Origin of the sequence: Streptomyces sp. VNUA24 (genome assembly GCF_029167005.1) — a bacterium.
Classification (GTDB): Bacteria; Actinomycetota; Actinomycetes; order Streptomycetales; family Streptomycetaceae; genus Streptomyces; species Streptomyces scabiei.
Genome location: NZ_CP119143.1, coordinates 4,644,321 through 4,665,232, shown reverse-complemented (window position 1 = coordinate 4,665,232; position 20,912 = coordinate 4,644,321). Strand labels below are relative to the sequence as shown.

Below are 20,912 nucleotides of genomic sequence, written 5' to 3'. Positions count from 1 at the left end.
GAAGGGGACGTCCGTGGCTCTGAGACACTGGGGCTGACATGAGTGAGACAGCACCTCTGCGGAGCGCGCCCCTGCGGGCCCGTGCCGAGATCGATCTGGATGCCCTGCGGGCCAATGTGCGGACCCTGCGCGCGCGGGCGGCGGGTGCCGAACTGATGGCCGTCGTCAAGTCCGACGCGTACGGCCACGGGGCCGTCCGGTGTGCCCGGGCCGCCGTCGAGGCCGGCGCGACCTGGCTCGGGACGGCCACGCCGGAGGAGGCGCTGGCGCTGCGGGCGGCGGGTCTGTCCGGGCGGCTGATGTGCTGGCTGTGGGCGCCGGGCGGACCCTGGCGCGAGGCGGTCGAGGCCGACATCGACGTCGCGGTCAGCGGGCTGTGGGCGCTGCGGGAGGTCACCGAGGCCGCCCGCGCCGCCGGACTGCGCGCGCGGGTGCAGCTCAAGGCCGACACCGGGCTCGGACGCAACGGCTGCGCGCCCGGCGACTGGCCGGAACTCGTCACCGAGGCGTTGCGGGCCGAGGCCGAGGGGCTGGTGAAGGTCACCGGACTCTGGTCGCACTTCGCCTGCGCCGACGAGCCCGGTCACCCCTCCATCGAGGCCCAGCTCACCCGCTTCCGCGACATGGTCGCCCACGCCGAGGAGCAGGGCGTCCGCCCCGAGGTGCGGCACATCGCCAACTCCCCGGCCACGCTCACCCTTCCGGACGCGCACTTCGACCTCGTCCGGACGGGCATCGCGGTCTACGGCGTCTCGCCCAGCCCGGAGCTGGGCAGCGCGGCCGACCTCGGGCTGCGACCCGTCATGCGGCTCAGCGCCTCCCTCGCGCTGGTCAAGCACGTCCCCGCCGGCCACGGTGTCAGCTACGGCCACCACTACGTCACGCCCGGCGCCACCACCCTCGGCCTGGTCCCCGTCGGCTACGCGGACGGCATCCCCCGGCACGCCTCCGGCACCGGGCCCGTCCTCGTCGGCGGCAAGTGGCGGACGGTCGCGGGCCGGGTCGCCATGGACCAGTTCGTCGTCGACCTCGGCGGGGACGAACCCGTCGCCGGGGACGAGGTCGTGCTGTTCGGGGCCGGTGACCGGGGCGAGCCGACCGCCGAGGACTGGGCGCAGGCGGCCGGGACCATCGCGTACGAGATCGTGACGCGCATCGGAACCCGTGTCCCGCGCGTCTACGTCGATACGGGTGAATGACCGGGCGCGTGCGGCCACGCGCGCGGCCCCCGAGGATGTGATCACGGGTGTCCGGCGCGGGCGCGCCGGGTGTGAACCGGGGTGTGATCCGGGGCACGTCCGGGCACGGGCATGAGCGGGCGGCCCCCGAACACGAGTAAGTGAAAGACGTACAGGACTGGACACTCCGTACGGATGTGCGGAGCGACAGCGACAGTGGTGGCGGGACCGGCAGCGGGACCGGACGTCGGCGAAGAGGAGCGGGACGTGAGCGAGAGCAGCGCGGAGGCCGTGGAGGCCGTCGCGAGCGCGGCCGCCGCCTCGGCCGCGTCCGGTGACGGCATCTGGCGCAGAGCGGGTGTCGCGGGGGCGGCGATAGGCGTGGTCGCGGCGGGCGCGGCGGCGGGCGTCGCCATAGAGCGGCTCACCGTCGGACGCGGCATGCGCCGCAAGGCCCAGCTCGCGCTCGACTCCACCGGCCCGTACGGGACGCTGCGCGGCACCCCCGGCAAGGCGTACGCCGACGACGGCACCGAGCTGTACTACGAGGTCGACGACGTCGAGCCCGAGGCCGGGCTCTCGCCCCGCAGACGCCGCCTCTTCGGCCGCAAGGCCCCCGCCCCGGTCACCGTCGTCTTCAGCCACGGCTACTGCCTCAACCAGGACTCCTGGCACTTCCAGCGGGCCGCGCTGCGCGGGGTCGTGCGGACCGTGCACTGGGACCAGCGCAGCCACGGCCGCTCCGGCCGGGGCGTGGCCCAGGTGAGGGACGGTCAGCCGGTCGCCATCGACCAGCTCGGGCGCGACCTGCGGGCCGTCATCGACGCGGCCGTGCCCGAGGGGCCCATCGTGCTCGTCGGGCACTCCATGGGCGGGATGACCGTCATGGCGCTGGCCGCGCACAGCCCCGAGCTGATCCGCGAGCGGGTCGTGGCCGTCGCTCTGGTCGGTACGTCCTCGGGGCGGCTCGGCGAGGTCAACTTCGGGCTGCCGGTCGCGGGCGTCAACGCGGTGCGGCGGGTGCTGCCCGGGGTGCTGAAGGCGCTGGGGCAGCAGGCGGCGCTGGTGGAGCGGGGGCGGCGGGCGACCGCCGATCTGTTCGCCGGGATCATCAAGCGGTACTCGTTCGCCTCGCGGGACGTCGACCCGGCGGTCGCGCGGTTCGCCGAACGGATGATCGAGGGCACGCCCATCGACGTGGTCGCCGAGTTCTATCCGGCGTTCACCGAGCACGACAAGACCGAGGCGCTCGTGGCCTTCGCGGAGCTGCCGGTGCTCGTGCTGGCCGGGGTGAAGGACCTCGTCACGCCGAGCGAGCACAGCGAGGCCATCGCCGATCTGCTGCCGGACGCGGAGCTGGTGCTCGTGCCGGACGCCGGGCATCTGGTGATGCTGGAGCACCCCGAGGTGGTGACCGACCGGCTCGCGGACCTGCTCACCCGGGCGGGGGCCGTGCCGGCGGGGGCTACCGTTACTGGTTATGGAAGCGCCAGCAGCACCGCACGCCCCGGGTGAGTCCGGGCCGTCCCTGCGGATCACCGTCCATTCACCCGACCAGATGCTGGAGCTGGGCCGTCGCCTGGCCAAGCTCCTGCGCGCGGGCGATCTCGTGATGCTCAACGGGGAGTTGGGCGCCGGGAAGACCACCCTCACCCGGGGGCTCGGGGAGGGGCTGGAGGTGCGGGGAGCGGTCACCTCGCCGACCTTCGTCATCGCCCGGGTGCATCCCTCGCTGGTGGCGGGGCCGCCGCTCGTCCACGTCGACGCGTACCGCCTGGGCGGCGGGCTCGACGAGATGGAGGACCTCGACCTCGACGTCTCCCTGCCCGATTCGGTGATCGTGGTGGAGTGGGGCGAGGGGAAGGTCGAGGAGCTGACGGACGACCGGCTGAGCGTCGTCATCCACCGGGCCGTCGGGGACACCACGGACGAGGTACGGCTGGTGACCGTCACCGGGCTGGGTGAACGGTGGGCGTCGGTGGAGCTGGGTGTGCTCTCGGCGTGACGCTCCGCGTTTGCGCTCCGCGTTTGCGCTCCGCTGGGTGGGGCGGGGGGTTCCGACGGGGTGTCGGTAAGTGTTGCGCGGGGTGTCCTCGGCGTGGTCACATGGGGACAGTTCTTGGTTAGGTGTACCTAACCTGGCTCGCCCGGCACCAGGAGGCGTCCATGTCGACAGCGGAACACAGGCCGAGGCCGTCCTTCTCCGGGGCGGGCGGGGTGTCGATGCGGGACCTTCTGGCTTCGTGTGCGGCGGCGCGGGCTGTCTCGACACCGCCGTCTGCGCCGCCTGTGGCTCCGCCGGTCAAGGGGGAGGGGCGGCGCGGGGTGGGTGAGCGGCGTCCCAGGGCTGCGGCGTAGCGCTCCGGGTGGGGTGGTCTCGGTGCGTGCGCGGCTGCGGGTGGGTGGGGGCTGGTCGCGCAGTTCCCCGCGCCCCTGAAATGACCGGCGATTCCGCTGGCCGGTGACTAGGAGAGCGCTCGGCTGCCCTCGCCCCTGGAATGACCGGCGGTGCCCCTGGCCGGTGGCTAAGAAGGCGCCCGGCTGCCCGCGCCCTGAAAAGACCGGCGATTCCGCTGGCCGGTGACCAAGAAAGCGCCCGGCTGCCCGCGCCGCTGAAAAGACCGGCGGTGCCCCTGGTCGGTGACTAAGAGGGCGCTCGGCCACCAGCAGTTCCCCGCGCCCCTGGAAGTGACCGGCGATTCCGCTGGTCGGTGACCAAGAAAGCACCCGGCTGCCATCGGAACCCCAGGTGACCAGCAGTCCCCCGGCGGCCACGTCGGACCCCTACTTGACCACGACCACCTTTGTGCCGATGCCCGCGAACAGCCACATCGCCTTGCCGTCCTTGCGGGACTCGCGGATGCCGCCCGTCTTGGTGGCGGGGTCCGGTTCGGGGGTGGAGCCGTCCACCGCCGCGCTGAAGCCGATGGAGACGCCGTCGACCGTGGCGAAGCGGACGACGTTCTCGATGGGGGTGCCGTCGGAGCCGGTGACGGCGGCGGAGCGGGACGAGACCGTGTAGGTCGCGGGGGTGGGGTCGACCGTGCTGGGGGTGACCTCGAACGTGCGGGTGACCTTCTCGTTGGCGCCGACCAGCCAGACGCGGTCGCCGTCCAGGGAGTAGACGACGCGTTCGCCGGTGCCCGAGCCCTCGGGAAGGAGCTTCTCCGTGTCCTTCTTCCGCTCACCGGGAGCCTTGGACTTCGGAAGTGCCGAGGACTTGGAGGGAGACGGCTTCCCGAGGTCGTCGGGCACGTGCGCCGACGCCTGATAGGCGAGGAAACCGACTGCGGCGACCGCCGCCGCGGTGAGCCCGGCCACGAATACCGAGCTGCTGCTGGCCACCTTCTGAGTCCACCTCTCGTACCCACGTACGCCTTTGAAGCACGTCTGTGCTGTGACGGTAGCAGCAGAGGGGACGTGTACCGGGTCGGCCGTGGCCCGGCCCGAAGCGCCGTAGGCTGTTTGCGTGCTCTTGCTCGCTCTGGATACCGCCACCCCCGCCGTCACCGTCGCGCTGCACGACGGGACGGACGTCGTCGCCGCGTCGAGCCAGGTGGACGCGCGACGCCACGGGGAACTGCTGCTGCCCGCCGTCGACCGGGTTCTCGCCGAGGCGGGCACCCGCCTCGACGCCGTCACCGGCATCGTCGTGGGCATCGGCCCCGGCCCGTACACCGGGCTGCGCGTCGGCCTCATGACCGCCGACACCTTCGGCCTCGTCCTCGGGGTCCCCGTCCACGGCCTGTGCACCCTCGACGGACTCGCGTACGCGGCCGGTGCCGAGGGCACGGTCGAGGGGCCGTTCGTGGTGGCCACCGACGCCCGGCGCAAGGAGGTGTACTGGGCGCGGTACGCGGACCCGCGGACGAGAACCACCGAACCCGCCGTCGACCGGCCCGCCGACATCGCCGACACCGTGGCCGGACTGCCCGCCGTCGGGGCCGGCGCGGTCCTCTACCCCGACGTCTTCCCGGACGCCCGCGGGCCCGAGCTCGTCTCCGCGGCCGCCCTCGCGGCGCTGGCCGCCGAGCGGCTGGCCTCGGGCGCGGAACTGGAGGCGCCCCGGCCGCTGTACCTGCGGCGGCCCGACGCCCAGGTGCCCAAGAACTACAAGGTGGTCACCCCCAAGTGACGACCCCGGTGCTGCGCGAGATGCGCTGGTGGGACATCGAGCCCGTCCTGGAGCTGGAGAAGGACCTCTTCCCGGAGGACGCCTGGTCCCGCGGCATGTTCTGGTCGGACCTCGCCCACGCGCGCGGACCCCACGCGACCCGGCGGTACTACGTCGCCGAGGAGGCCGGAGGTGACGGCGGCAGGCGGATCATCGGCTACGGGGGCCTGGCCTCCGCCGGGGACACCGCCGACGTACAGACCATCGCCGTCGCCCGTGAACACTGGGGCACCGGCCTCGGCGCGCTGATCCTCACCGAGCTGCTGCGGGCCGCCACCTCCTTCGAGTGCGCCCAGGTGATGCTCGAATGCCGGGTCGACAACGTCCGCGCCCAGAAGCTCTACGAACGCTTCGGCTTCGAGGCGATCGGCTTCCGCCGCGGCTACTACCAGCCGGGGAACGTGGACGCCCTCGTCATGCGCCTCAACGACCCTTCCGCATCCGTACAAGGAACCGAGATCAATGGCTAGGCATAGGGCTAGGGATGGCAAGGTCAATGGCTGACGAACCGCTGGTCCTGGGGATCGAGACCTCCTGCGACGAGACCGGTGTCGGCGTCGTGCGCGGCACGACCCTGCTGGCCGACGCGATCGCGTCGAGTGTCGACGAGCACGCCCGCTTCGGCGGGGTGGTCCCCGAGGTCGCCTCCCGCGCGCACCTGGAGGCGATGGTGCCGACCATCGACCGCGCGCTGAAGGAAGCGGGCGTGAGCCCGAAGGACCTCGACGGCATCGCCGTCACCGCCGGGCCGGGCCTCGCCGGCGCGCTGCTGGTGGGCGTCTCGGCGGCCAAGGCGTACGCGTACGCGCTCGGCAAGCCGCTCTACGGCGTCAACCACCTCGCCTCCCACATCTGCGTCGACCAGCTGGAGCACGGGGCACTGCCCGAGCCGACGATGGCGCTGCTGGTGTCCGGCGGCCACTCGTCGCTGCTGCTCTCCACGGACATCACCTCGGACGTACGGCCGATGGGCGCGACCATCGACGACGCGGCGGGCGAGGCTTTCGACAAGATCGCGCGCGTGCTGAACCTGGGCTTCCCGGGCGGTCCCGTCATCGACCGGTACGCGCGCGAGGGCGACCCGACGGCGATCGCGTTCCCGCGCGGTCTCACCGGTCCGCGCGACCCGGCCTACGACTTCTCCTTCTCCGGGCTGAAAACGGCCGTGGCCCGCTGGATCGAGGCGAAGCGGGCGGCCGGCGAGGAGGTGCCGGTGCGGGACGTGTCGGCGTCCTTCCAGGAGGCCGTCGTGGACGTGCTGACCCGCAAGGCCGTGCGCGCGTGCAAGGACGAGGGCGTCGACCACCTGATGATCGGCGGCGGCGTGGCCGCCAACTCCCGGCTGCGGGCGCTGGCGCAGGAGCGCTGCGAGAAGGCGGGCATCCGGCTCCGGGTACCGCGCCCGAAGCTCTGCACGGACAACGGCGCGATGGTCGCGGCCCTCGGCGCGGAGATGGTCGCCCGCAACCGTCCCGCCTCCAGCTGGGACCTCTCCGCCGACTCCTCCCTCCCGGTGACCGAACCGCACGTGCCGGGACACCACCACGACCACGACCACGATCACGTGCACGAGGTGAGCAAGGAGAACCTCTACTCGTGACCGTCGCGCTGATGTGGGAGGCGCGGGCGGTGGAGGGCCGGGGCTCCGAACTGCTCGCCTGGGCGCGGGCCCAGGAGCTTCCCGTACGGCCGCTGCGGCGCGAGACGCTGCGCGCGCCCCAGGACCGGGTGCTCGTCATCACCTGGTGGGACGCGGAGTACGACGCCGAGCTGCCCGAACTGCCCGAGCCCGGCGCGGAGTTGGTCAGCCGGGCGGTCCACCGGTGGCGGTTCGAGTCGCTGGACGGCTGAGGCGGCGGTAGCGGCGTTCACCGAGCCGGTCCAGGGCGGGGAAGCCGAGGGCGAGACAGAGCAGCGGCACGCCCCCGACCAGGAGCCAGGTGTGGGGCGGCCGGTCGGTGAACGCCATCCCCATGTCGACCACGAGCATGACGCCCGCGACGACCAGGCTCGCGATCACCGCCCGCCGCGCCGCCGTGCGCCGCCGCGCCCCTCGCGCGATGCGCGCCTCCACCTCCGGCCGCTCCTCGGCCGAGGTGAGCCCGAGCCGCAGGGCGGTGGCGTACAGGTCGGCGACCTCGGCGATCGGGTCGGCCAGCTGGTACTCGTCGAGGTGGGGGAGGCGGGCCCGGCGCCCGTCGAAGGCGTAGAGGTACCCCGACCAGCGGGGGACGCCGCCCTTGTTGTCCTCGACCCGGATGCCGTAGACGTCCGGCCACGCCCAGTGGCGCGTGCGCAGCGGTCCCCGGACGGTGATCCCGTCGGCCGTGACCGACGTCCGCGCCCGCCACTGCTCCAGCACCACCCGGCTCACCGTGGCCGCCCAGGCTGCCACGGCCAGCACGTTCCAGCCCGACGGGCCGAGCGTCGCCATCGCGTGCAGCGCGCTCGCGATGATCAGCGCCGCCGCGACCAGCGTGGTGAGGAAGGCCGGCGGTACTCTGCGCCGTCTTCGGTACTCCCGTTCGATGCCGTCGTCCACCGCGCCGTTATAGCCGCCCTCGGTGAACGTGGGGTAAGGGTGCCCCTCGCGCGTACGGAACGGGGAGTACGCGGCTGTTCGATGGACAGTACCGTGATCGTGCGGTCACTCTGGGTCGATGGTGCACGGTGTGGAGTGGGCGGCGCAGGGGCCGGGCGGTGAGCCCGAGTCGTCGGACAGCATGCGGGCGTTCGGGGCGGTGGTGCGGGCGCTGCGCGAGCATGCGGGGGTGAGCCGGGAGGAGTTCGGGGCGCTCGTCCATCTGTCCCGGCATTCTGTCGCCTCCATCGAGCTGGGGCGACGGCTCGCGGACCAGCGGTTCGTGGAACTGGCGGAGGAGGCCACGGGCGGCACGGGGGCGGTGCGGGGCGCTTTCCAACACATGGCTCGACAGCCGGGGTTGGCGGCTTGGTTCAGGACGTGGGCGAGGTTGGAGCAGGAGGCCGCCGTTCTGGATACGTACGAGTGCAGGCTTGTGCCGGGCCTGTTGCAGCCGGAGTCGTACGTCCGGGCGGTCTTCGAGAACGCGGTCCCGCCCCTCACCGACGGCGAGTTGGACACGCAGGTGGCTGTCCGGATGGAGCGACAGCAACTGTTGCGGGAGCGCCCCAACACCTCGTTCAGCTTCATCATCGAAGAGAGCGTGCTCCTGCGGGGGTTGGGTGGCCAGGAAGTGACGCGCTGCCTCTTGGACTACTTGCTGGAGTGCGCCGCGTTGCGTAACGCGAGCCTTCAGATCATGCCGTTGAAGCGCACGCAGCATGCCAGTCTGTCGGGGCCGCTCCAACTGGTGGAGACACCGGACGGGCGGCGGCTCGCCTATGCCGAAGGGCACATGAACGGTCGGCTCATCGCTGACGCGAAGGACGTGGCTCTCCTCAACCAGCGTTATGCGAAACTGCGGTCGCAGGCTCTCACTCCGGAAGACTCCGTGAGCTTGCTGGAGCGACTGCGAGGAACCCTATGACTACCGCCGAACTCGCTTGGTTCAAGTCCAGCTACAGCACGGACCAGGGTGACAGCTGCATCGAAGTCGCCCTGGAGTGGCACAGGTCCACCTACAGTGGCACCCAGGGTGACAACTGCATAGAGGTCGCCCCCACCCCCACCACCATCCACATCCGGGACTCCAAAGACACCACCCGCCCCCACCTCGGCCTCGGCCCCGCCGCCTGGGCCGCGTTCGTCGTGCACGCGGCGGCCCAGGCGGACTGAACCGCAGACCTCAGCTCTCTGCGGCCCGGACCTCCGTCTCGCAATGCAGCCGGCGGTCCGGGCCGACCTCCCGTACCGGGCCCTCCACCGTCAGCGCGGCGCGGTGGCGGATGTCCGTGCTGGACGCGCCCAGGCGCAGTTCCAGGGCACCCGGTTCCACCACGAGCCGTCCCGAGCGGTCCGCGAAGCACGAGACGTCGGGGTGGAAGCGGAACGTGACCCGCGAGGCATCCCCGGGCCCCAACTCCAGCCGCTGGTAGGCGATCAGACGCGTGTCGGGGCGCGTCACCGAGGCCACCGGGTCGTGCAGGTACAGCTGGACCACCTCCGCACCCGCCCGCTCACCCGTGTTGCGGACGGTCACCGACACGTCGTACCCCTCGTTCTCGAAGTCCGTCCATGCGAACGTCGTGTACGACAGGCCGTGCCCGAAGGGGTACAGCGGGGTCGGGTCGATGCTGCTCGCGCCGCCGAGCAGGCCCATGGGCGGCTGGAGGTACGTCCACGGCTGGCCGCCGGGGCGGTCGGGGACGCTGACCGGGAGGCGGCCGGAGGGGGAGACGCGGCCCGACAGCACGCCCGCCACCGACGGGCCGCCCTCCTCCCCGGGGAAGAACGCCTGCACGGTGGCCGCCAGACGGCCGTTCCAGCGGCCCAGCGCGTAGGGGCGGCCGGTCAGCAGGAGCAGGACCACCGGGGTGCCCGTGGCGACCAGCGCGTCCAGCAGCTTCGCCTGGACGCCCGGCAGCCGGAGGTCCTCCGCATCGCAGCCCTCGCCGGAGGTGCCCCGGCCGAAGAGTGCGGCGCGGTCGCCGAGGACCGCCACGCAGACGTCGGCCTCGGAGGCACGGGCGACCGCCTCGGGGAACCCGCCGGTGTCGGTGCCGTCGACCGTGCTGCCGGCGGCGTACGTGATCTTCGCGTCGGGGAGTTCCGTGCGCAGGGACGCAAGGACGGTCGGGATCTCGATGCCGAGGGCGGTGCCGGGGTGGGCGGGCAGGACGTGGGACGGGAAGGAGTAGCAGCCCAGCATGGCGAGCGGGTCGTCGGCGCGGGGGCCCACGACCGCGATCCGCAGGTCGGGGGCGAGCGGCAGCACGCCGCCGGGGTTGTCCAGCAGGACCACCGACTCCTCGGCCAGGCGGCGGGCCAGGGCGCGGTTGCGCGGGGGGTCGAGGTCCGCGGCGGCGGTGGCCGGCTCGGGGGTCCAGCCCTCGTCCAGGAGGCCCAGTTCGCACTTCTGGAGCAGGACGCGGCGCGCGGCGAGGTCCACCAGGGACTCGGGGATCTCGCCCGTCTTCACGGCCTCGATCAGGGGCTCGCCGTAGCAGCGCAGGCTCGGCAGCTCCACGTCGACGCCGGCGGCCAGCGCGGCGTGCGCGGCCTCGGCGCGGCTGCCCGCCACGCGGTGGTTGGTCTCCAGGAAGCCGATGGCGAAGTAGTCGGAGACGACGGTGCCGGTGAAGCCCCAGTCGTCGCGCAGGACTTCGGTGAGCAGGCGCCGGTCGGCCGAGACCGGGACGCCGTCGGTCTCCGTGTACGCGGCCATGACCGAGCGGGCGCCGCCCTCGCGCAGCGCCATCTCGAAGGGCGGCAGGACCACGTCGGCGAACTCGCGGACGCCCGCGCGCACGGGCGCGTGGTTGCGGGCGCCCACTGAGGCGGCGTACCCGGCGAAGTGCTTCAGCGTGGCCACGATCCCGGCCGACTCCAGGCCCCGTACGTACGCCGAGCCGATGGTGCCCACCAGGTACGGGTCCTCGCCCACGGTCTCCTCGACCCGTCCCCAGCGCGGGTCGCGGACGACGTCCAGGACGGGGGACAGGCCCTGGTGGACGCCGACCGACGCCATGTCGTGGCCGATGTTCCGGGCCATCTCCTCGACGAGCGAGGGGTCGAAGGTCGCGCCCCAGGCGAGGGGGACCGGGTACGCCGTGGCGCGCCAGCTGGTGAAACCGGCCAGGCACTCCTCGTGGGCGACGGCCGGGATGCCGAAGCGGTTCGCGGCCATGATGCGGCGCTGGAAGCGGGCCAGCACCTTGGCGCCCTCGGCCGGGTCGAGGGGGGCCGTGCCGAAGACGCGGGTCAGCTGGCCGAGGCCCCGGGTGATCAGCTCGTCGAAGTCGAACGCCTCCGTCATGCCCGCCTCGTCGGGGGCGATGTCCTCACCGTTCGCGTCGTTCTTCACCCACACGCCGTACAGCTGCGCGGTCTTTTCCTCCAGGGTCATCCTGGAGAGCAGGTCGTCGACCCGGGCCGCTGCGGGCAGGGCCGGGTCACGCCAAGGGGTTGTCATGAAACTCCTTCAGGGGTCGGCGAGTTTCAGAAGGTCGCGGGTGCCGAAGCAGGGGGGTCACTTGCCGCCCACGCCCATCAGCCCGCCCACCAGCGCCCGCCGCGCCACCAGGTACACGGCGAAGATCGGGATGCCGGAGAGGACGACCGAGGCGAGCAGGGCGGGGATGTTGACGCCGAACTGGCTGACGTAGTTGAACAGTCCGAGGGTGAGCACGCGGGGGCCGTCGGACTGGGTGAAGATCAGCGGGAAGAGGAAGCCGTTCCACGCCTGCAGCGCGGAGAAGATGACGACCGTGCTGATGCCGCCCTTGGCGAGCGGGATCGTCAGCTGGAAGAGCACCCGCAGAGGTGAGGCGCCGTCCAGGGCCATCGCCTCGTACAGGTCCTCCGAGACGTCCCGCAGGGTGCCGACCAGGACCAGCACGGAGACCGGCATCGCGAAGGCGGCCGTCGGCAGGATGACGGCCAGGAGGGTGTCGTAGAGGTCGAGTTTGGCGATCAGCAGGTACAACGGCACGACCACCGCCTGCGCCGGGATCGCCACGCCCAGGAGGAACAGCCGGAACGCGGCGTTCGACCAGCGGTCCCGGGTGCGGACAGCCACGTACGCGAGCGGGATAGACAGCACCAGGACGATGCCCACGACCGAGACGGCGACGATCACCGTGTTGCTCATCAGATGACCGAAGCCGCTGGTGAGGACGGTGTTGTAGTTGTCGAGGGTCGGGTCGGTGGGAGGCTTGAGGGGGTTGCCCGTCAGGGCCTTGTCCGCGCCCGTGAGCGACGCCGACAGCATCGCGTAGATCGGGATCAGGACGATGACCAGCCAGACGAACGCGCCCAGGCCCGCGACCGGGTTGGCGCGCCGGGTCCAGTGCCGGCGGCGCCGGGGCGACTCCGTGGACGGGCTCCCGTCCGGCTGCCGGGTCCTCGTGGGGCGCGCCAACGTGTCGTGTGACACTCCGTCACATCCCTTCGCGGGTGCTGCGCATGGCGCCGAAGCCCGTCAGCCGGACCAGGACCAGCGAGAGGCCCGTGGCGGCGATGACCAGGAACGACGCGATGGCGCTCGCGTAGCCGAAGTCGTACGTCTTGAAGCCGGCCTCGTACATCAGGTACGGCAGGATCGCGGTGTCCGTGCCGGGGCCGCCCTTGGTGAGGATCAGGACCGTCTCGAAGTACGTCAGGGAGCCGACGACCATCAGGACCGTGGACGTGGTGATCGTGTGCCGCAGCTGCGGCAGCGTGATCGAGAAGAACTGGCGGTAGCGGCCGGCGCCGTCGATGGCGGCGGCCTGGTAGAGGACTTCGGGGATCTGGCGGGCCCCGCCCTGGTAGATCAGGGTGTGGAAGGGGATGAACTGCCAGCCGCCGACGAAGACGATCGCGAGGAACGCGCCGCTCTGCGAGCCCAGGGTGTCCGCCTGGATGATGCCGAAGTTCGGGTCGAGCAGGGCGTAGAACAGGATCGCGATCGCCGTGGAGGAGAGCAGGAACGGCACGAAGAAGACCGCGGACAGGATCGCGCGGTTGCGCTGCCGGCCCGCCGCCCAGACGCCGAGCAGCAGGGCGATGACCGTCTGGAAGACCCAGCTGGCGACCGTCAGGACGACGGTCAGCCACAGGGACTGGGTCATCCGCGGGTCGTCGAGGAGCTTGCGCCAGTTGTCGAGGCCGACCGGCCGCGGGTCGCCCAGACCGTCCCAGCTGGTGAAGGAGAGGTAGAGGGCGAGGGCCATCGGGACGACCGCGAAGAACGTGAAGAACAGGACACCGGGAAGGGCCCAGGCGGCGTGCGGACGGCCGGCGCGGCTCGCGCGGTGCTCCGGCCCCTTCCGCGCCGTCGGCCCCTTTCCCGCCGCCGGGGCCTTCTCGACCGTGACGGTCACTTGAGCCCCTTGCACGCCGTCACGAACTCGCTCGGCGAGGACTTGCCCGCGAACAGCTTGCCGATCTCCGTGTGCATCTTGGTGCCGAGGCCGTCGCCGAGCGCCTGGTCCCAGGAGAGCGTGAAGGCGGGGGCCTTCTGCACCATGTCGTACTGGAACTTCGCGTACTCGGGGTTCGGCGCGGAGCCGAGGAGGGCGGCCGCGTTCGAGGTGGTCGGCACGTCGCCGTTGTCGATCAGGGCCTTCGCGTACGCCTCCGAGGCGCAGTCCTTGAGGAAGCCGACGGCCAGGTCCTTGTTCTTCGTCCGGGCGTTGATGGACCAGTAGTTGGTGGGGTTGCCGACGACGTTGCGGACATCGCCGGTGCCGCCCTCGACGGTCGGGAAGGGGGCCCAGCCGAGATTGCTCTTGGCGAAGTCCGGGAACTTGCCGAGCTGCGTCGAGTACTCCCAGGAGCCCATCAGGTGCATGGCGGCCTTGCCGCGCGCGAAGACCGCGGGGGCGCCGCCGTTGACGTACGACACCGAGGTGAACTTGGAGCCGAAGGCGCCGTCGTCGACGAGTTCCTTGACCAGTTCGGCGGCCCTGAGCATCGCGGGGTCGCCCCAGCCCTCGAAGTCGCCGTCCTGGATGCGCTTGAAGACCTGGGGGCCGCCGAGCCGGTCGACCAGGTACTCCAGCCACATCAGGTTGGGCCACAGGTCGGAGCCGCCGAGGGCGAAGGGGGTGATCCCGGCCTTCTTCAGCTTCGCGTTGTTGTCGAGCAGCTGGTCCCAGGTGGTGGGCGGCTGGAGCTTGTGCTCGGCGAAGACGGACTTGTTGTAGAAGAGGATCACCGGCTGCATGCCGCGCATCGGGATGCCGTAGTGGCGGCCCTTGAGGTCACCGGCCGAGAGCACCGAGGGCAGGAAGCCGTTCTTGAGCACCGGGTCGTCGTCGATGATGTCGGTGAGGTCGACGAGCTTGCCCGCGTCCTCGTACGGCTTGATCGAGCCGCCGCCCCAGTTGAAGAAGATGTCCGGGGCGCTGGGCGAGCCCATCGCCGTGCGGAGCTTGGGGGAGTAGTCGGAGCCGGGGACCTTCTGCAGCTTGACCGTGCCGCCGGCCTTCTTCGCCGCGGCCGACTTGTTGAACCGGTCGACGCTCGCCTGCTGGACCTTCACCGCGTCGTCGCCGTAGACGAACGCCGTGAGCGTCTTGCCGTCCCCGCCGCCGGCTCCACCGCCGGAGCCGCAGGCGGTGAGGCCGGTGCCCAGGCCCGCGGTGAGCAACGAGGCGGAACCGGCACCGAGGAACCAGCGCCTGCTGAACGGCCGGGCGCCCGTGCTCGTACCGGCGGCCTGACCTCTACTCGACTCCATGACAGCACCCTTCGCGAATGTTCAGCCGTTCGACAAGACGAATGTTTCGGATGACACTTCGAATGTTCCGGGAACGTATGGCCGCCGAAAGGGTTCGTCAAGAGGTCGCGCAGGGATACGATCCCGCTCATGAAGCCCGCGAAGCCCGAGGAAATCCAGACAAGAGCACGTGCGTCCCAGTCCACGCAGACCGCGACGCTCGCCGAGATCGCCCGGCAGGCCGGCGTTTCGGCTCCGACTGTTTCGAAGGTGCTCAACGGCCGTGCGGACGTCGCGCCCGCGACCCGCACCCGTGTCGAGGAGCTGCTGCGCGAGTACGGCTACCGCCGCCGGCGCGCCGAGGCGAGCCGGTCACCCCTCATCGACCTGGTCTTCCACGAGCTGGAGAGCGCGTGGGCGATGGAGGTCATCCGGGGAGTCGAGAACGTCGCGCGCGAGGAGGGCCTGAGCGTGGTCCTCTCCGAGAGCGCGGGGAGGCTCACCCCCGGCCGCACCTGGGCCGACCAGGTCGCCGCGCGCCGCCCGCACGGCGTCGTCCTCGTCCTGTCGGGGCTGGACGAGTCCCAGCGCGCCCTGCTCACCAGCCGCTCCATCCCGTTCGTCGTGATGGACCCCGCGGGCGACCCCGGTGACGACGTGCCCTCGATCGGCGCCACCAACTGGCAGGGGGGCCTCGCCGCGACCCGCCATCTCGTCGAACTGGGGCACCGGCGGATCGGTGCCATCAGCGGGCCCTCACGGATGATCTGCAGCCGCGCCCGGGTCGACGGCTACCGGGCCGCGCTGGAGACCGCCGGGCTGCCGGTCGCGGCCGACCTGATCAAGGCCGGGGACTTCCACCACGAGACCGGCTACCGGCTGGGGCTGGAGCTGCTGCGCCGCCCCGACCGCCCCACGGCGGTCTTCGCCGGCAACGACCTCCAGGCCCTCGGTCTCTACGAGGCCGCCCGCGAACTGGGCCTGCGCATCCCGGAGGACCTGAGCGTGGTCGGCTTCGACGACCTGCCGGTCGCCCGCTGGGTGGGCCCCCCGCTGACGACGGTCCGCCAGCCCCTGATGAAGATGGCCGAAGCGGCAGCCCGCCTGGTCCTGGACCTGGGCCGCCAGGACACCCCACCCACGGCGACAAGAGTAGAACTGGCAACCACCTTGGTGGTCCGAAGCAGCACGACCACACCCCCGGCGCCCTGAAGGGGCACGATTCCGGGGGGCGCGGGGAACGCCGCGATCTTTCCAGGGGCGCGGGGAACTGCGCGATCAACCCCGACGGCGGGGGGCCCGGCAGCGATCCGTACTGGGCAGGTGGGCTGCCGGTTTCTAGGGGCGCGGGGAACTGCGCGAAGAACCCCGACGGCGGGGGGCCCGGCAACGGTCCGCACCAGGCAGGTGGGCTGCCGGTTTCTAGGGGCGCGGGGAACTGCGCGAAGAACCCCGACGGCGGGGGGCCCGGCAACGGTCCGCACCAGGCAGGTGGGCTGCCGGTTTCTAGGGGCGCGGGGAACTGCGCGAAGAACCCCCACGGCGGGGGGCCCGGCAACGGCCCGCACCAGGCAGGTGGGCTGCCGGTTTCTAGGGGCGCGGGGAACTGCGCGATCAACCCCCACGGCGGGAGACCCGGCAACGGCCCGCACCAGGCAGCCGCGCTGCCGCTCTTCCCAGGGGCGCGGGGAACTGCGCGAAAGACCCCGACGGCGCGGCACCCGACCACAAACCGCACCCCGCACACCCCCACCCCACCCCAAGCAGAGCGCCATGGCCAAAAGTTGATGTATTGACGACTCGCACAACCCCCTCCACACTCCTCCGCAGTCAATCGGATGCACAACCGAAACTTTCGGAGGCACCCGCAATGAGAACCCCCAGAAATCCCAGGCGAGCCCGGATCACCCCGCTGCTCGCCACCCTCACCACCCTCGCCGCCGCCCTGATCGCCACCGCCCCCACCGCGAACGCCGCCCACGCCGCCGACCCGCCCCTACGGGACCTCGCCGCAGCCAAGGGCAAAGGCATCGGCACCGCCGTGACCGGCTCCAAGCTCACCGGCACCTACGGCGAGATCGCGGCGAGGGAGTTCAACTGGCTCACCCCGGGCAACGCCATGAAATGGGCCTCCGTCGAGCCCACCCGAGGCACCTTCGACTGGACCGAGGCCGACCGGATCGTCGACTTCGCCGAGGCCCACGACCAGGACGTACGCGGCCACACCCTGGTCTGGCACAGCCAGAACCCCGACTGGCTGCAGAACGGCACCTGGACCCCCGCCCAGCTCGGCCAGCTGATGAAGGACCACATCGCACTGGAGGTCGGCCGCTACAAGGGCCGCCTCGCCGCCTGGGACGTGGTGAACGAGCCCTTCAACGAGGACGGCACCTACCGCCGGACCCTCTGGTACAACGGCCTCGGCACCGACTACATCGCCCAGGCCCTCACCGCCGCCCGAGCCGCGGACCCCACCGCCAAGCTCTACATCAACGACTACAACGTCGAGGGCGTCAACGCCAAGAGCACGGCCCTCTACAACCTGGTCCGCGACCTGAAGGCACGCGGCGTCCCGATCGACGGCGTCGGCCTCCAGGCCCACCTGATCCTCGGCCAGGTCCCCGCCACCCTCCAGCAGAACATCCAGCGCTTCGCCGACCTCGGCGTGGACGTCGCCATCACGGAACTCGACATCCGGATGCAACTCCCGGCCACCCAGGCCAAACTGGCCCAGCAGCGCACCGAGTACGACGCCGTGGTGAAGGCGTGCGTCGCCGTGACCCGCTGCACCGCCGTCACCGTCTGGGGCTTCACCGACTCCGACTCCTGGATCCCGGACGTCTTCCCGGGCGAGGGCGCGGCCACCCCGTACGACGAGAACTACGCCCCGAAACCCGCCTACCACGGCATCGTGACGGCCCTCGGCGGCACGGTCACCGACCCCCCGGTCCCGGACGGCTGCTCGGCGGCGTACACCGTCGCCGGCCAGTGGAACACCGGCTTCACCGGCAACGTGACGATCCGCTGCGCCGCCGGCTCCTCGCTCTCCTCCTGGCGGGTCGCCTGGACCTTCGGCGCGGGCCAGCAGGTCTCCCAGGCGTGGAACGCGACCTGCACCCAGACCGGCACGGCCGTCAGCTGCTCCAACGCCTCCTGGAACGGCGGCGTCCCGAGCGGCGGTTCGGTGAGCTTCGGCTTCAACGGCACCTGGAGCGGCACCAACCCGGTGCCGACCGTGACCCTCGGCCGAGAAGCCCGCGAAGTCTGAGAATTTCCGAAGGAAACGCGGCAGGCAGTTCCTCGCCGTAACAATTCGGACGTACGTTCATGTGTGTGACGGGTGAAGGAAACGGGCGCGGGGACGAGGACAACGGGGACGCGGGCAGACGGCGGCGCCGGCTGAAGATCGCCGGCTTCGCCCTCGCCGGCGTCCTCGTGCTCGCCGCGAGCGGGCTGGGCTGGACGTTCTGGCGGCTCAACGCCAACATCAAGGGCGTCGACATCAACACCGCGCTCGGCGACGACCGCCCCGCGAGAACCACCACGACGGCCGCACCCGAGGCGTCGGCCACCCCCGACCCCCTGCCGAGCGGCGCGCTCAACATCCTCGTCCTCGGCTCCGACTCCCGCAGCGGCAAGGAGAACGCCGCGCTCGGCGGTGGCGACGAGGGCGCGGGCGCCCGCTCGGACACGGCGATGGTCGTCCACGTCGACGAGGGCCGGACCGGGGCGACCGTCGTCAGCATCCCCCGCGACACCCTGGTCACCCGCCCGTCCTGCCCGCTGGAGTCGGGCGGTTCGACGGCGGTGGCGTACAACGCGATGTTCAACAGCGCGTACGCGGTCGGCGGCCCGGTCTGCGCGGTGAAGACGGTCGAGTCGATGACGGGCGTCCGCATGGACCACTACATGGAGATCGACTTCGCCGGCTTCGCCAAGCTCGTCGACGCGCTCGGCGGGGTCACGGTCACCACGGACGAGGACATCGACGACGCCGACAGCCACCTCAAGCTGGCCGCGGGCACCCACCACCTCGACGGCGAGCAGGCGCTCGCCCTCGCCCGCACCCGCCACGGCATCGGCGACGGCAGCGACCTCGGCCGTATCGGCCTCCAGCAGAAGCTGGTGAAGGCCCTGCTGGACCAGATCTCCTCGACCGACCTCCTGACGAACCCCGCGCAGCTCTACCGGGCCGCCGACGCGGTCACCGCGAGCCTCACGACGGACACCGGCCTCGCCTCGATCACCGACCTGGTGCGCCTCGGCCGGAGCCTGGAGGGCCTGTCCTCCGCCGCCACCACGACCGTGATGATGCCGGTCGCGCCCGCCCCGTACGACAGCAACCGGGTGGTGGCACGGGAACCCGAGGCGAAAAAGCTCTGGGAGTCGCTGAAGTAGCGGGCGGCCGCCGCAGCGCGCCGGGGCGAGCGGGGGCGAAAAACTTCTCCCGGAAATTTCGGCGACCGTGTCGATCCGGGGTGCGGCCGTTCGACGCAGGGGTGAGAGTCGGGGAGAAGCCCCGGCCGCCGACGCACCTGGAGTCACCATGCCGCGCTATCTGTCGATGGTCCGGATCGACGAGACCAACGCCCCCGCCGAGGGCCCGAGCCCCGAGCTGATGCAGCGGATGGGGGACCTGATCGAGGAGATGACGAAGGCCGGCGTCCTGCTGGACACCGCCGGTCTGTCCCCGACCGCGCAGGGCACGCGGGTGCACTGGGAGAGCGGGAAGCTCTCCGTCACGGACGGGCCGTTCACCGAGTCCAAGGAGGTCGTGGGCGGGTACGCCATCGTCCAGGCCAAGGACATGGCCGAGGCGATCGAGTGGACCAAGCGGTTCCTGAAGGTGCACGAGGAGCACTGGACGGTCACCTGCGAGGTGCGGGAGATCATGGAGCCCTGAGCCGTCGGGTCCGCTTGGCCGGGGCGCCGACCGGGTGTCTGATGGTGGGCTGTGACCCCACAGCCCACCTCCGCGTCCGGTCCCGCCCCCGCCGACGCCCCCTCGTCCCGGCCCGCCTCCGACGCGGCCGTCGAGACGGTCGAGACCGTCTTCCGCATGGAGTCGCCCCGGATCATCGCCGGGGTCACGCGGATCGTCCGGGACGTCGGGATCGCGGAGGAACTGGCGCAGGACGCGCTGGTCGCGGCGCTGGAGCAGTGGCCGCGGGACGGGGTGCCGGACAATCCGGGCGCCTGGCTGACGACCACCGCCAAGCACCGGGCGATCGACCTCGTCCGCCGCCGGGAGCGGTACGCCAGCAAACTCGCCGAGGTGGGCCGGGACCTGGAGGCGGCGGGGCCCCACCTCGACCGGCCGGCCGACCCGGACGACATCGACGACGACCTCCTCCGCCTCGTCTTCACGGCCTGCCACCCCGTGCTCTCCGCCGAGGCCCGCATCGCCCTCACCCTGCGCCTCCTCGGCGGTCTGACCACCCCCGAGATCGCCCGCGCCTTCCTGGTCCCCGAGCCGACCATCGCCCAGCGCGTCGTCCGCGCCAAGCGCACGCTCGCCACGAGGAACGTCGCCTTCGAGGTGCCGTACGGCCCCGACCGCGAGGCCCGCCTCGACTCCGTGCTGGAAGTCATCTACCTGATCTTCAACGAGGGGTACGCGGCCACCGCCGGAGACGACCTGCTGCGCCCGGCCCTGTGCGAGGACGCCCTCCGGCTGGCCCGGGTGCTGGCCCAGCTGATGCCGAAGGAACCCGAGGTGCACGGCCTGGCGGCCCTGCTGGAACTCCAGGCGTCACGGGCCGCCGCCCGCACGGCTCCCTCCGGGGAACCGGTCCTGCTCGCCGACCAGGACCGCCGCCGCTGGAACCGCCCCCTCATCGCCCGGGGCTTCACCGCGCTCGGCCGCGCCACCGCCTGCGCGCCGGGCGCCCCGGGCCCGTACGCCCTCCAGGCCGCCATCGCCGCCTGCCACGCCCAGGCGTACACCTACGAGGAGACGGACTGGCCGAAGATCGTCACCCTGTACGCCCTGCTGGCCGCCCGGGCCCCGTCCCCGGTGGTGGAGCTGAACCGCGCGGTCGCCGTCTCCATGGCCGAGGGCCCCGGTCCCGCCCTGGAGATCGTGGACGGCCTCGCCGCCGCACCGGCCCTGCGCGACTACCACCTGCTGCCCAGCGTCCGCGGGGATCTGCTGAGGCGGCTGGGCCGGACGGAGGAGGCCCGCGCCGAGTTCGTACGGGCGGCCGGGCTGGCGCGCAACGAGCGGGAGCGGGCGTTGCTGCTGGCGCGGGCGGATGAGGGGGCGTGAGAAGCCCC

At 72.0% G+C, this 20,912-nt stretch carries 21 protein-coding genes; 15 read left to right on the top strand and 6 right to left on the bottom strand.

Translation table 11 applies throughout. The features are described from left to right. Window positions 1-38 precede the first annotated feature (38 nt). From alr to PYR72_RS19590, 4 genes are all read left to right on the top strand, one after another. Window positions 39-1,199: an alanine racemase gene (gene alr / locus PYR72_RS19605; RefSeq protein ID WP_275456548.1), complete on the top strand. Its 1,161-nt coding sequence runs from the start codon at window positions 39-41 to the stop codon at window positions 1,197-1,199. Between the two features lie 246 nt (window positions 1,200-1,445). Beyond that, window positions 1,446-2,693 carry an alpha/beta hydrolase gene (locus PYR72_RS19600; RefSeq protein ID WP_275456547.1) on the top strand — a complete coding sequence of 416 codons (1,248 nt, stop codon included), beginning with the start codon at window positions 1,446-1,448 and terminating at the stop codon, window positions 2,691-2,693. Then, a complete protein-coding gene (tsaE, locus tag PYR72_RS19595; protein WP_275456546.1) occupies window positions 2,659-3,183 on the top strand; it encodes a tRNA (adenosine(37)-N6)-threonylcarbamoyltransferase complex ATPase subunit type 1 TsaE in 525 nt (174 codons plus the stop codon). Before PYR72_RS19600 ends, tsaE begins: the two co-directional genes overlap by 35 nt. Window positions 3,184-3,344: 161 nt before the next feature. Then, the gene (locus PYR72_RS19590; RefSeq protein ID WP_275456545.1) at window positions 3,345-3,536 is read left to right on the top strand and encodes a hypothetical protein; all 192 of its coding nucleotides are present in this window, start codon (window positions 3,345-3,347) and stop codon (window positions 3,534-3,536) included. 426 nt (window positions 3,537-3,962) lie between these two features. Here the strand turns inward: PYR72_RS19590 and PYR72_RS19585 are convergent, their stop codons facing one another. Then, window positions 3,963-4,523 (bottom strand): hypothetical protein, encoded by a 561-nt coding sequence (locus tag PYR72_RS19585; RefSeq protein ID WP_275456544.1) that lies wholly within the window; start codon window positions 4,521-4,523, stop codon window positions 3,963-3,965. A gap of 124 nt (window positions 4,524-4,647) precedes the next feature. On the opposite strand from PYR72_RS19585, the gene tsaB reads away from it, so the two are divergent. From tsaB to PYR72_RS19565, 4 genes are read left to right on the top strand one after another with little or no spacing between them, the layout of a single operon-like run. Beyond that, window positions 4,648-5,313 carry a tRNA (adenosine(37)-N6)-threonylcarbamoyltransferase complex dimerization subunit type 1 TsaB gene (gene tsaB / locus PYR72_RS19580; RefSeq protein ID WP_275456543.1) on the top strand — a complete coding sequence of 222 codons (666 nt, stop codon included), beginning with the start codon at window positions 4,648-4,650 and terminating at the stop codon, window positions 5,311-5,313. Beyond that, window positions 5,310-5,822 (top strand): ribosomal protein S18-alanine N-acetyltransferase, encoded by a 513-nt coding sequence (gene rimI / locus PYR72_RS19575; protein WP_275456542.1) that lies wholly within the window; start codon window positions 5,310-5,312, stop codon window positions 5,820-5,822. The genes tsaB and rimI overlap by 4 nt, the downstream gene beginning before the upstream one ends. Window positions 5,823-5,836: 14 nt before the next feature. Continuing rightward, window positions 5,837-6,952, top strand: a complete 1,116-nt coding sequence (gene tsaD, locus PYR72_RS19570; RefSeq protein ID WP_275456541.1) for a tRNA (adenosine(37)-N6)-threonylcarbamoyltransferase complex transferase subunit TsaD — start codon at window positions 5,837-5,839, stop codon at window positions 6,950-6,952. Then, window positions 6,949-7,203: a hypothetical protein gene (locus PYR72_RS19565; RefSeq protein WP_275456540.1), complete on the top strand. Its 255-nt coding sequence runs from the start codon at window positions 6,949-6,951 to the stop codon at window positions 7,201-7,203. Before tsaD ends, PYR72_RS19565 begins: the two co-directional genes overlap by 4 nt. Here the strand turns inward: PYR72_RS19565 and PYR72_RS19560 are convergent. Next, entirely contained in the window at window positions 7,157-7,894 is a 738-nt protein-coding gene (locus PYR72_RS19560; RefSeq protein ID WP_275456539.1) for a PH domain-containing protein, read from the bottom strand. The two genes, PYR72_RS19565 and PYR72_RS19560, sit on opposite strands and share 47 nt — an antisense overlap. A 118-nt stretch (window positions 7,895-8,012) precedes the next feature. Here PYR72_RS19560 and PYR72_RS19555 point away from each other — a divergent pair, with 118 nt between their 5' ends. Both PYR72_RS19555 and PYR72_RS19550 read left to right on the top strand, forming a co-directional pair. Then, a complete protein-coding gene (locus PYR72_RS19555; RefSeq protein WP_275456538.1) occupies window positions 8,013-8,861 on the top strand; it encodes a helix-turn-helix transcriptional regulator in 849 nt (282 codons plus the stop codon). Continuing rightward, complete coding sequence (locus PYR72_RS19550) at window positions 8,858-9,109, top strand: DUF397 domain-containing protein (RefSeq protein WP_013001381.1); 252 nt, start codon at window positions 8,858-8,860, stop codon at window positions 9,107-9,109. The genes PYR72_RS19555 and PYR72_RS19550 overlap by 4 nt, the downstream gene beginning before the upstream one ends. A gap of 10 nt (window positions 9,110-9,119) precedes the next feature. Here the strand turns inward: PYR72_RS19550 and PYR72_RS19545 are convergent, their stop codons facing one another. Genes PYR72_RS19545 through PYR72_RS19530 form a run of 4 tightly spaced genes read right to left on the bottom strand, consistent with a single transcriptional unit; the run spans window position 9,120 to window position 14,657 of the window. Continuing rightward, window positions 9,120-11,405 carry a glycoside hydrolase family 3 N-terminal domain-containing protein gene (locus tag PYR72_RS19545; protein WP_275456537.1) on the bottom strand — a complete coding sequence of 762 codons (2,286 nt, stop codon included), beginning with the start codon at window positions 11,403-11,405 and terminating at the stop codon, window positions 9,120-9,122. 57 nt (window positions 11,406-11,462) lie between these two features. Then, window positions 11,463-12,353, bottom strand: a complete 891-nt coding sequence (locus PYR72_RS19540) for a carbohydrate ABC transporter permease (RefSeq protein WP_275460460.1) — start codon at window positions 12,351-12,353, stop codon at window positions 11,463-11,465. 19 nt (window positions 12,354-12,372) lie between these two features. Then, entirely contained in the window at window positions 12,373-13,296 is a 924-nt protein-coding gene (locus PYR72_RS19535; protein ID WP_275456536.1) for a sugar ABC transporter permease, read from the bottom strand. Continuing rightward, on the bottom strand, window positions 13,293-14,657 hold the full coding sequence (locus PYR72_RS19530; RefSeq protein ID WP_275456535.1) for an extracellular solute-binding protein: 1,365 nt from the start codon (window positions 14,655-14,657) through the stop codon (window positions 13,293-13,295). The genes PYR72_RS19535 and PYR72_RS19530 overlap by 4 nt, the downstream gene beginning before the upstream one ends. Window positions 14,658-14,786: 129 nt before the next feature. On the opposite strand from PYR72_RS19530, the gene PYR72_RS19525 reads away from it, so the two are divergent. From PYR72_RS19525 to PYR72_RS19505, 5 genes are all read left to right on the top strand, one after another. After that, window positions 14,787-15,848 carry a LacI family DNA-binding transcriptional regulator gene (locus PYR72_RS19525; protein ID WP_275456534.1) on the top strand — a complete coding sequence of 354 codons (1,062 nt, stop codon included), beginning with the start codon at window positions 14,787-14,789 and terminating at the stop codon, window positions 15,846-15,848. Window positions 15,849-16,506: 658 nt separating this feature from the next. Next, window positions 16,507-17,904, top strand: coding sequence for an endo-1,4-beta-xylanase (locus tag PYR72_RS19520; protein ID WP_275456533.1), 1,398 nt, complete (start codon window positions 16,507-16,509; stop codon window positions 17,902-17,904). Window positions 17,905-17,963: 59 nt separating this feature from the next. After that, complete coding sequence (locus tag PYR72_RS19515; RefSeq protein ID WP_275456532.1) at window positions 17,964-19,034, top strand: LCP family protein; 1,071 nt, start codon at window positions 17,964-17,966, stop codon at window positions 19,032-19,034. Window positions 19,035-19,182: 148 nt separating this feature from the next. Further along, window positions 19,183-19,539, top strand: a complete 357-nt coding sequence (locus PYR72_RS19510; protein WP_059079024.1) for a YciI family protein — start codon at window positions 19,183-19,185, stop codon at window positions 19,537-19,539. 51 nt (window positions 19,540-19,590) lie between these two features. Beyond that, window positions 19,591-20,904: a DUF6596 domain-containing protein gene (locus PYR72_RS19505; protein ID WP_275456531.1), complete on the top strand. Its 1,314-nt coding sequence runs from the start codon at window positions 19,591-19,593 to the stop codon at window positions 20,902-20,904. The last annotated feature ends 8 nt before the right edge of the window (window positions 20,905-20,912 follow it).

Excerpts from the sequence above, each read along its gene's own strand:
- alr (WP_275456548.1), top strand. The coding sequence starts at position 39 with ATGAGTGAGACAGCACCTCTGCGGAGCGCGCCCCTGCGGGCCCGTGCC.
- tsaE (WP_275456546.1), top strand. The coding sequence starts at position 2,659 with ATGGAAGCGCCAGCAGCACCGCACGCCCCGGGTGAGTCCGGGCCGTCC.
- PYR72_RS19590 (WP_275456545.1), top strand. The coding sequence starts at position 3,345 with ATGTCGACAGCGGAACACAGGCCGAGGCCGTCCTTCTCCGGGGCGGGC.
- tsaD (WP_275456541.1), top strand. The coding sequence starts at position 5,837 with ATGGCAAGGTCAATGGCTGACGAACCGCTGGTCCTGGGGATCGAGACC.
- PYR72_RS19555 (WP_275456538.1), top strand. The coding sequence starts at position 8,013 with ATGGTGCACGGTGTGGAGTGGGCGGCGCAGGGGCCGGGCGGTGAGCCC.
- PYR72_RS19550 (WP_013001381.1), top strand. The coding sequence starts at position 8,858 with ATGACTACCGCCGAACTCGCTTGGTTCAAGTCCAGCTACAGCACGGAC.
- PYR72_RS19545 (WP_275456537.1), bottom strand. The coding sequence starts at position 11,405 with ATGACAACCCCTTGGCGTGACCCGGCCCTGCCCGCAGCGGCCCGGGTC.
- PYR72_RS19530 (WP_275456535.1), bottom strand. The coding sequence starts at position 14,657 with ATGGAGTCGAGTAGAGGTCAGGCCGCCGGTACGAGCACGGGCGCCCGG.
- PYR72_RS19525 (WP_275456534.1), top strand. The coding sequence starts at position 14,787 with ATGAAGCCCGCGAAGCCCGAGGAAATCCAGACAAGAGCACGTGCGTCC.
- PYR72_RS19520 (WP_275456533.1), top strand. The coding sequence starts at position 16,507 with ATGAGAACCCCCAGAAATCCCAGGCGAGCCCGGATCACCCCGCTGCTC.
- PYR72_RS19515 (WP_275456532.1), top strand. The coding sequence starts at position 17,964 with ATGTGTGTGACGGGTGAAGGAAACGGGCGCGGGGACGAGGACAACGGG.
- PYR72_RS19510 (WP_059079024.1), top strand. The coding sequence starts at position 19,183 with ATGCCGCGCTATCTGTCGATGGTCCGGATCGACGAGACCAACGCCCCC.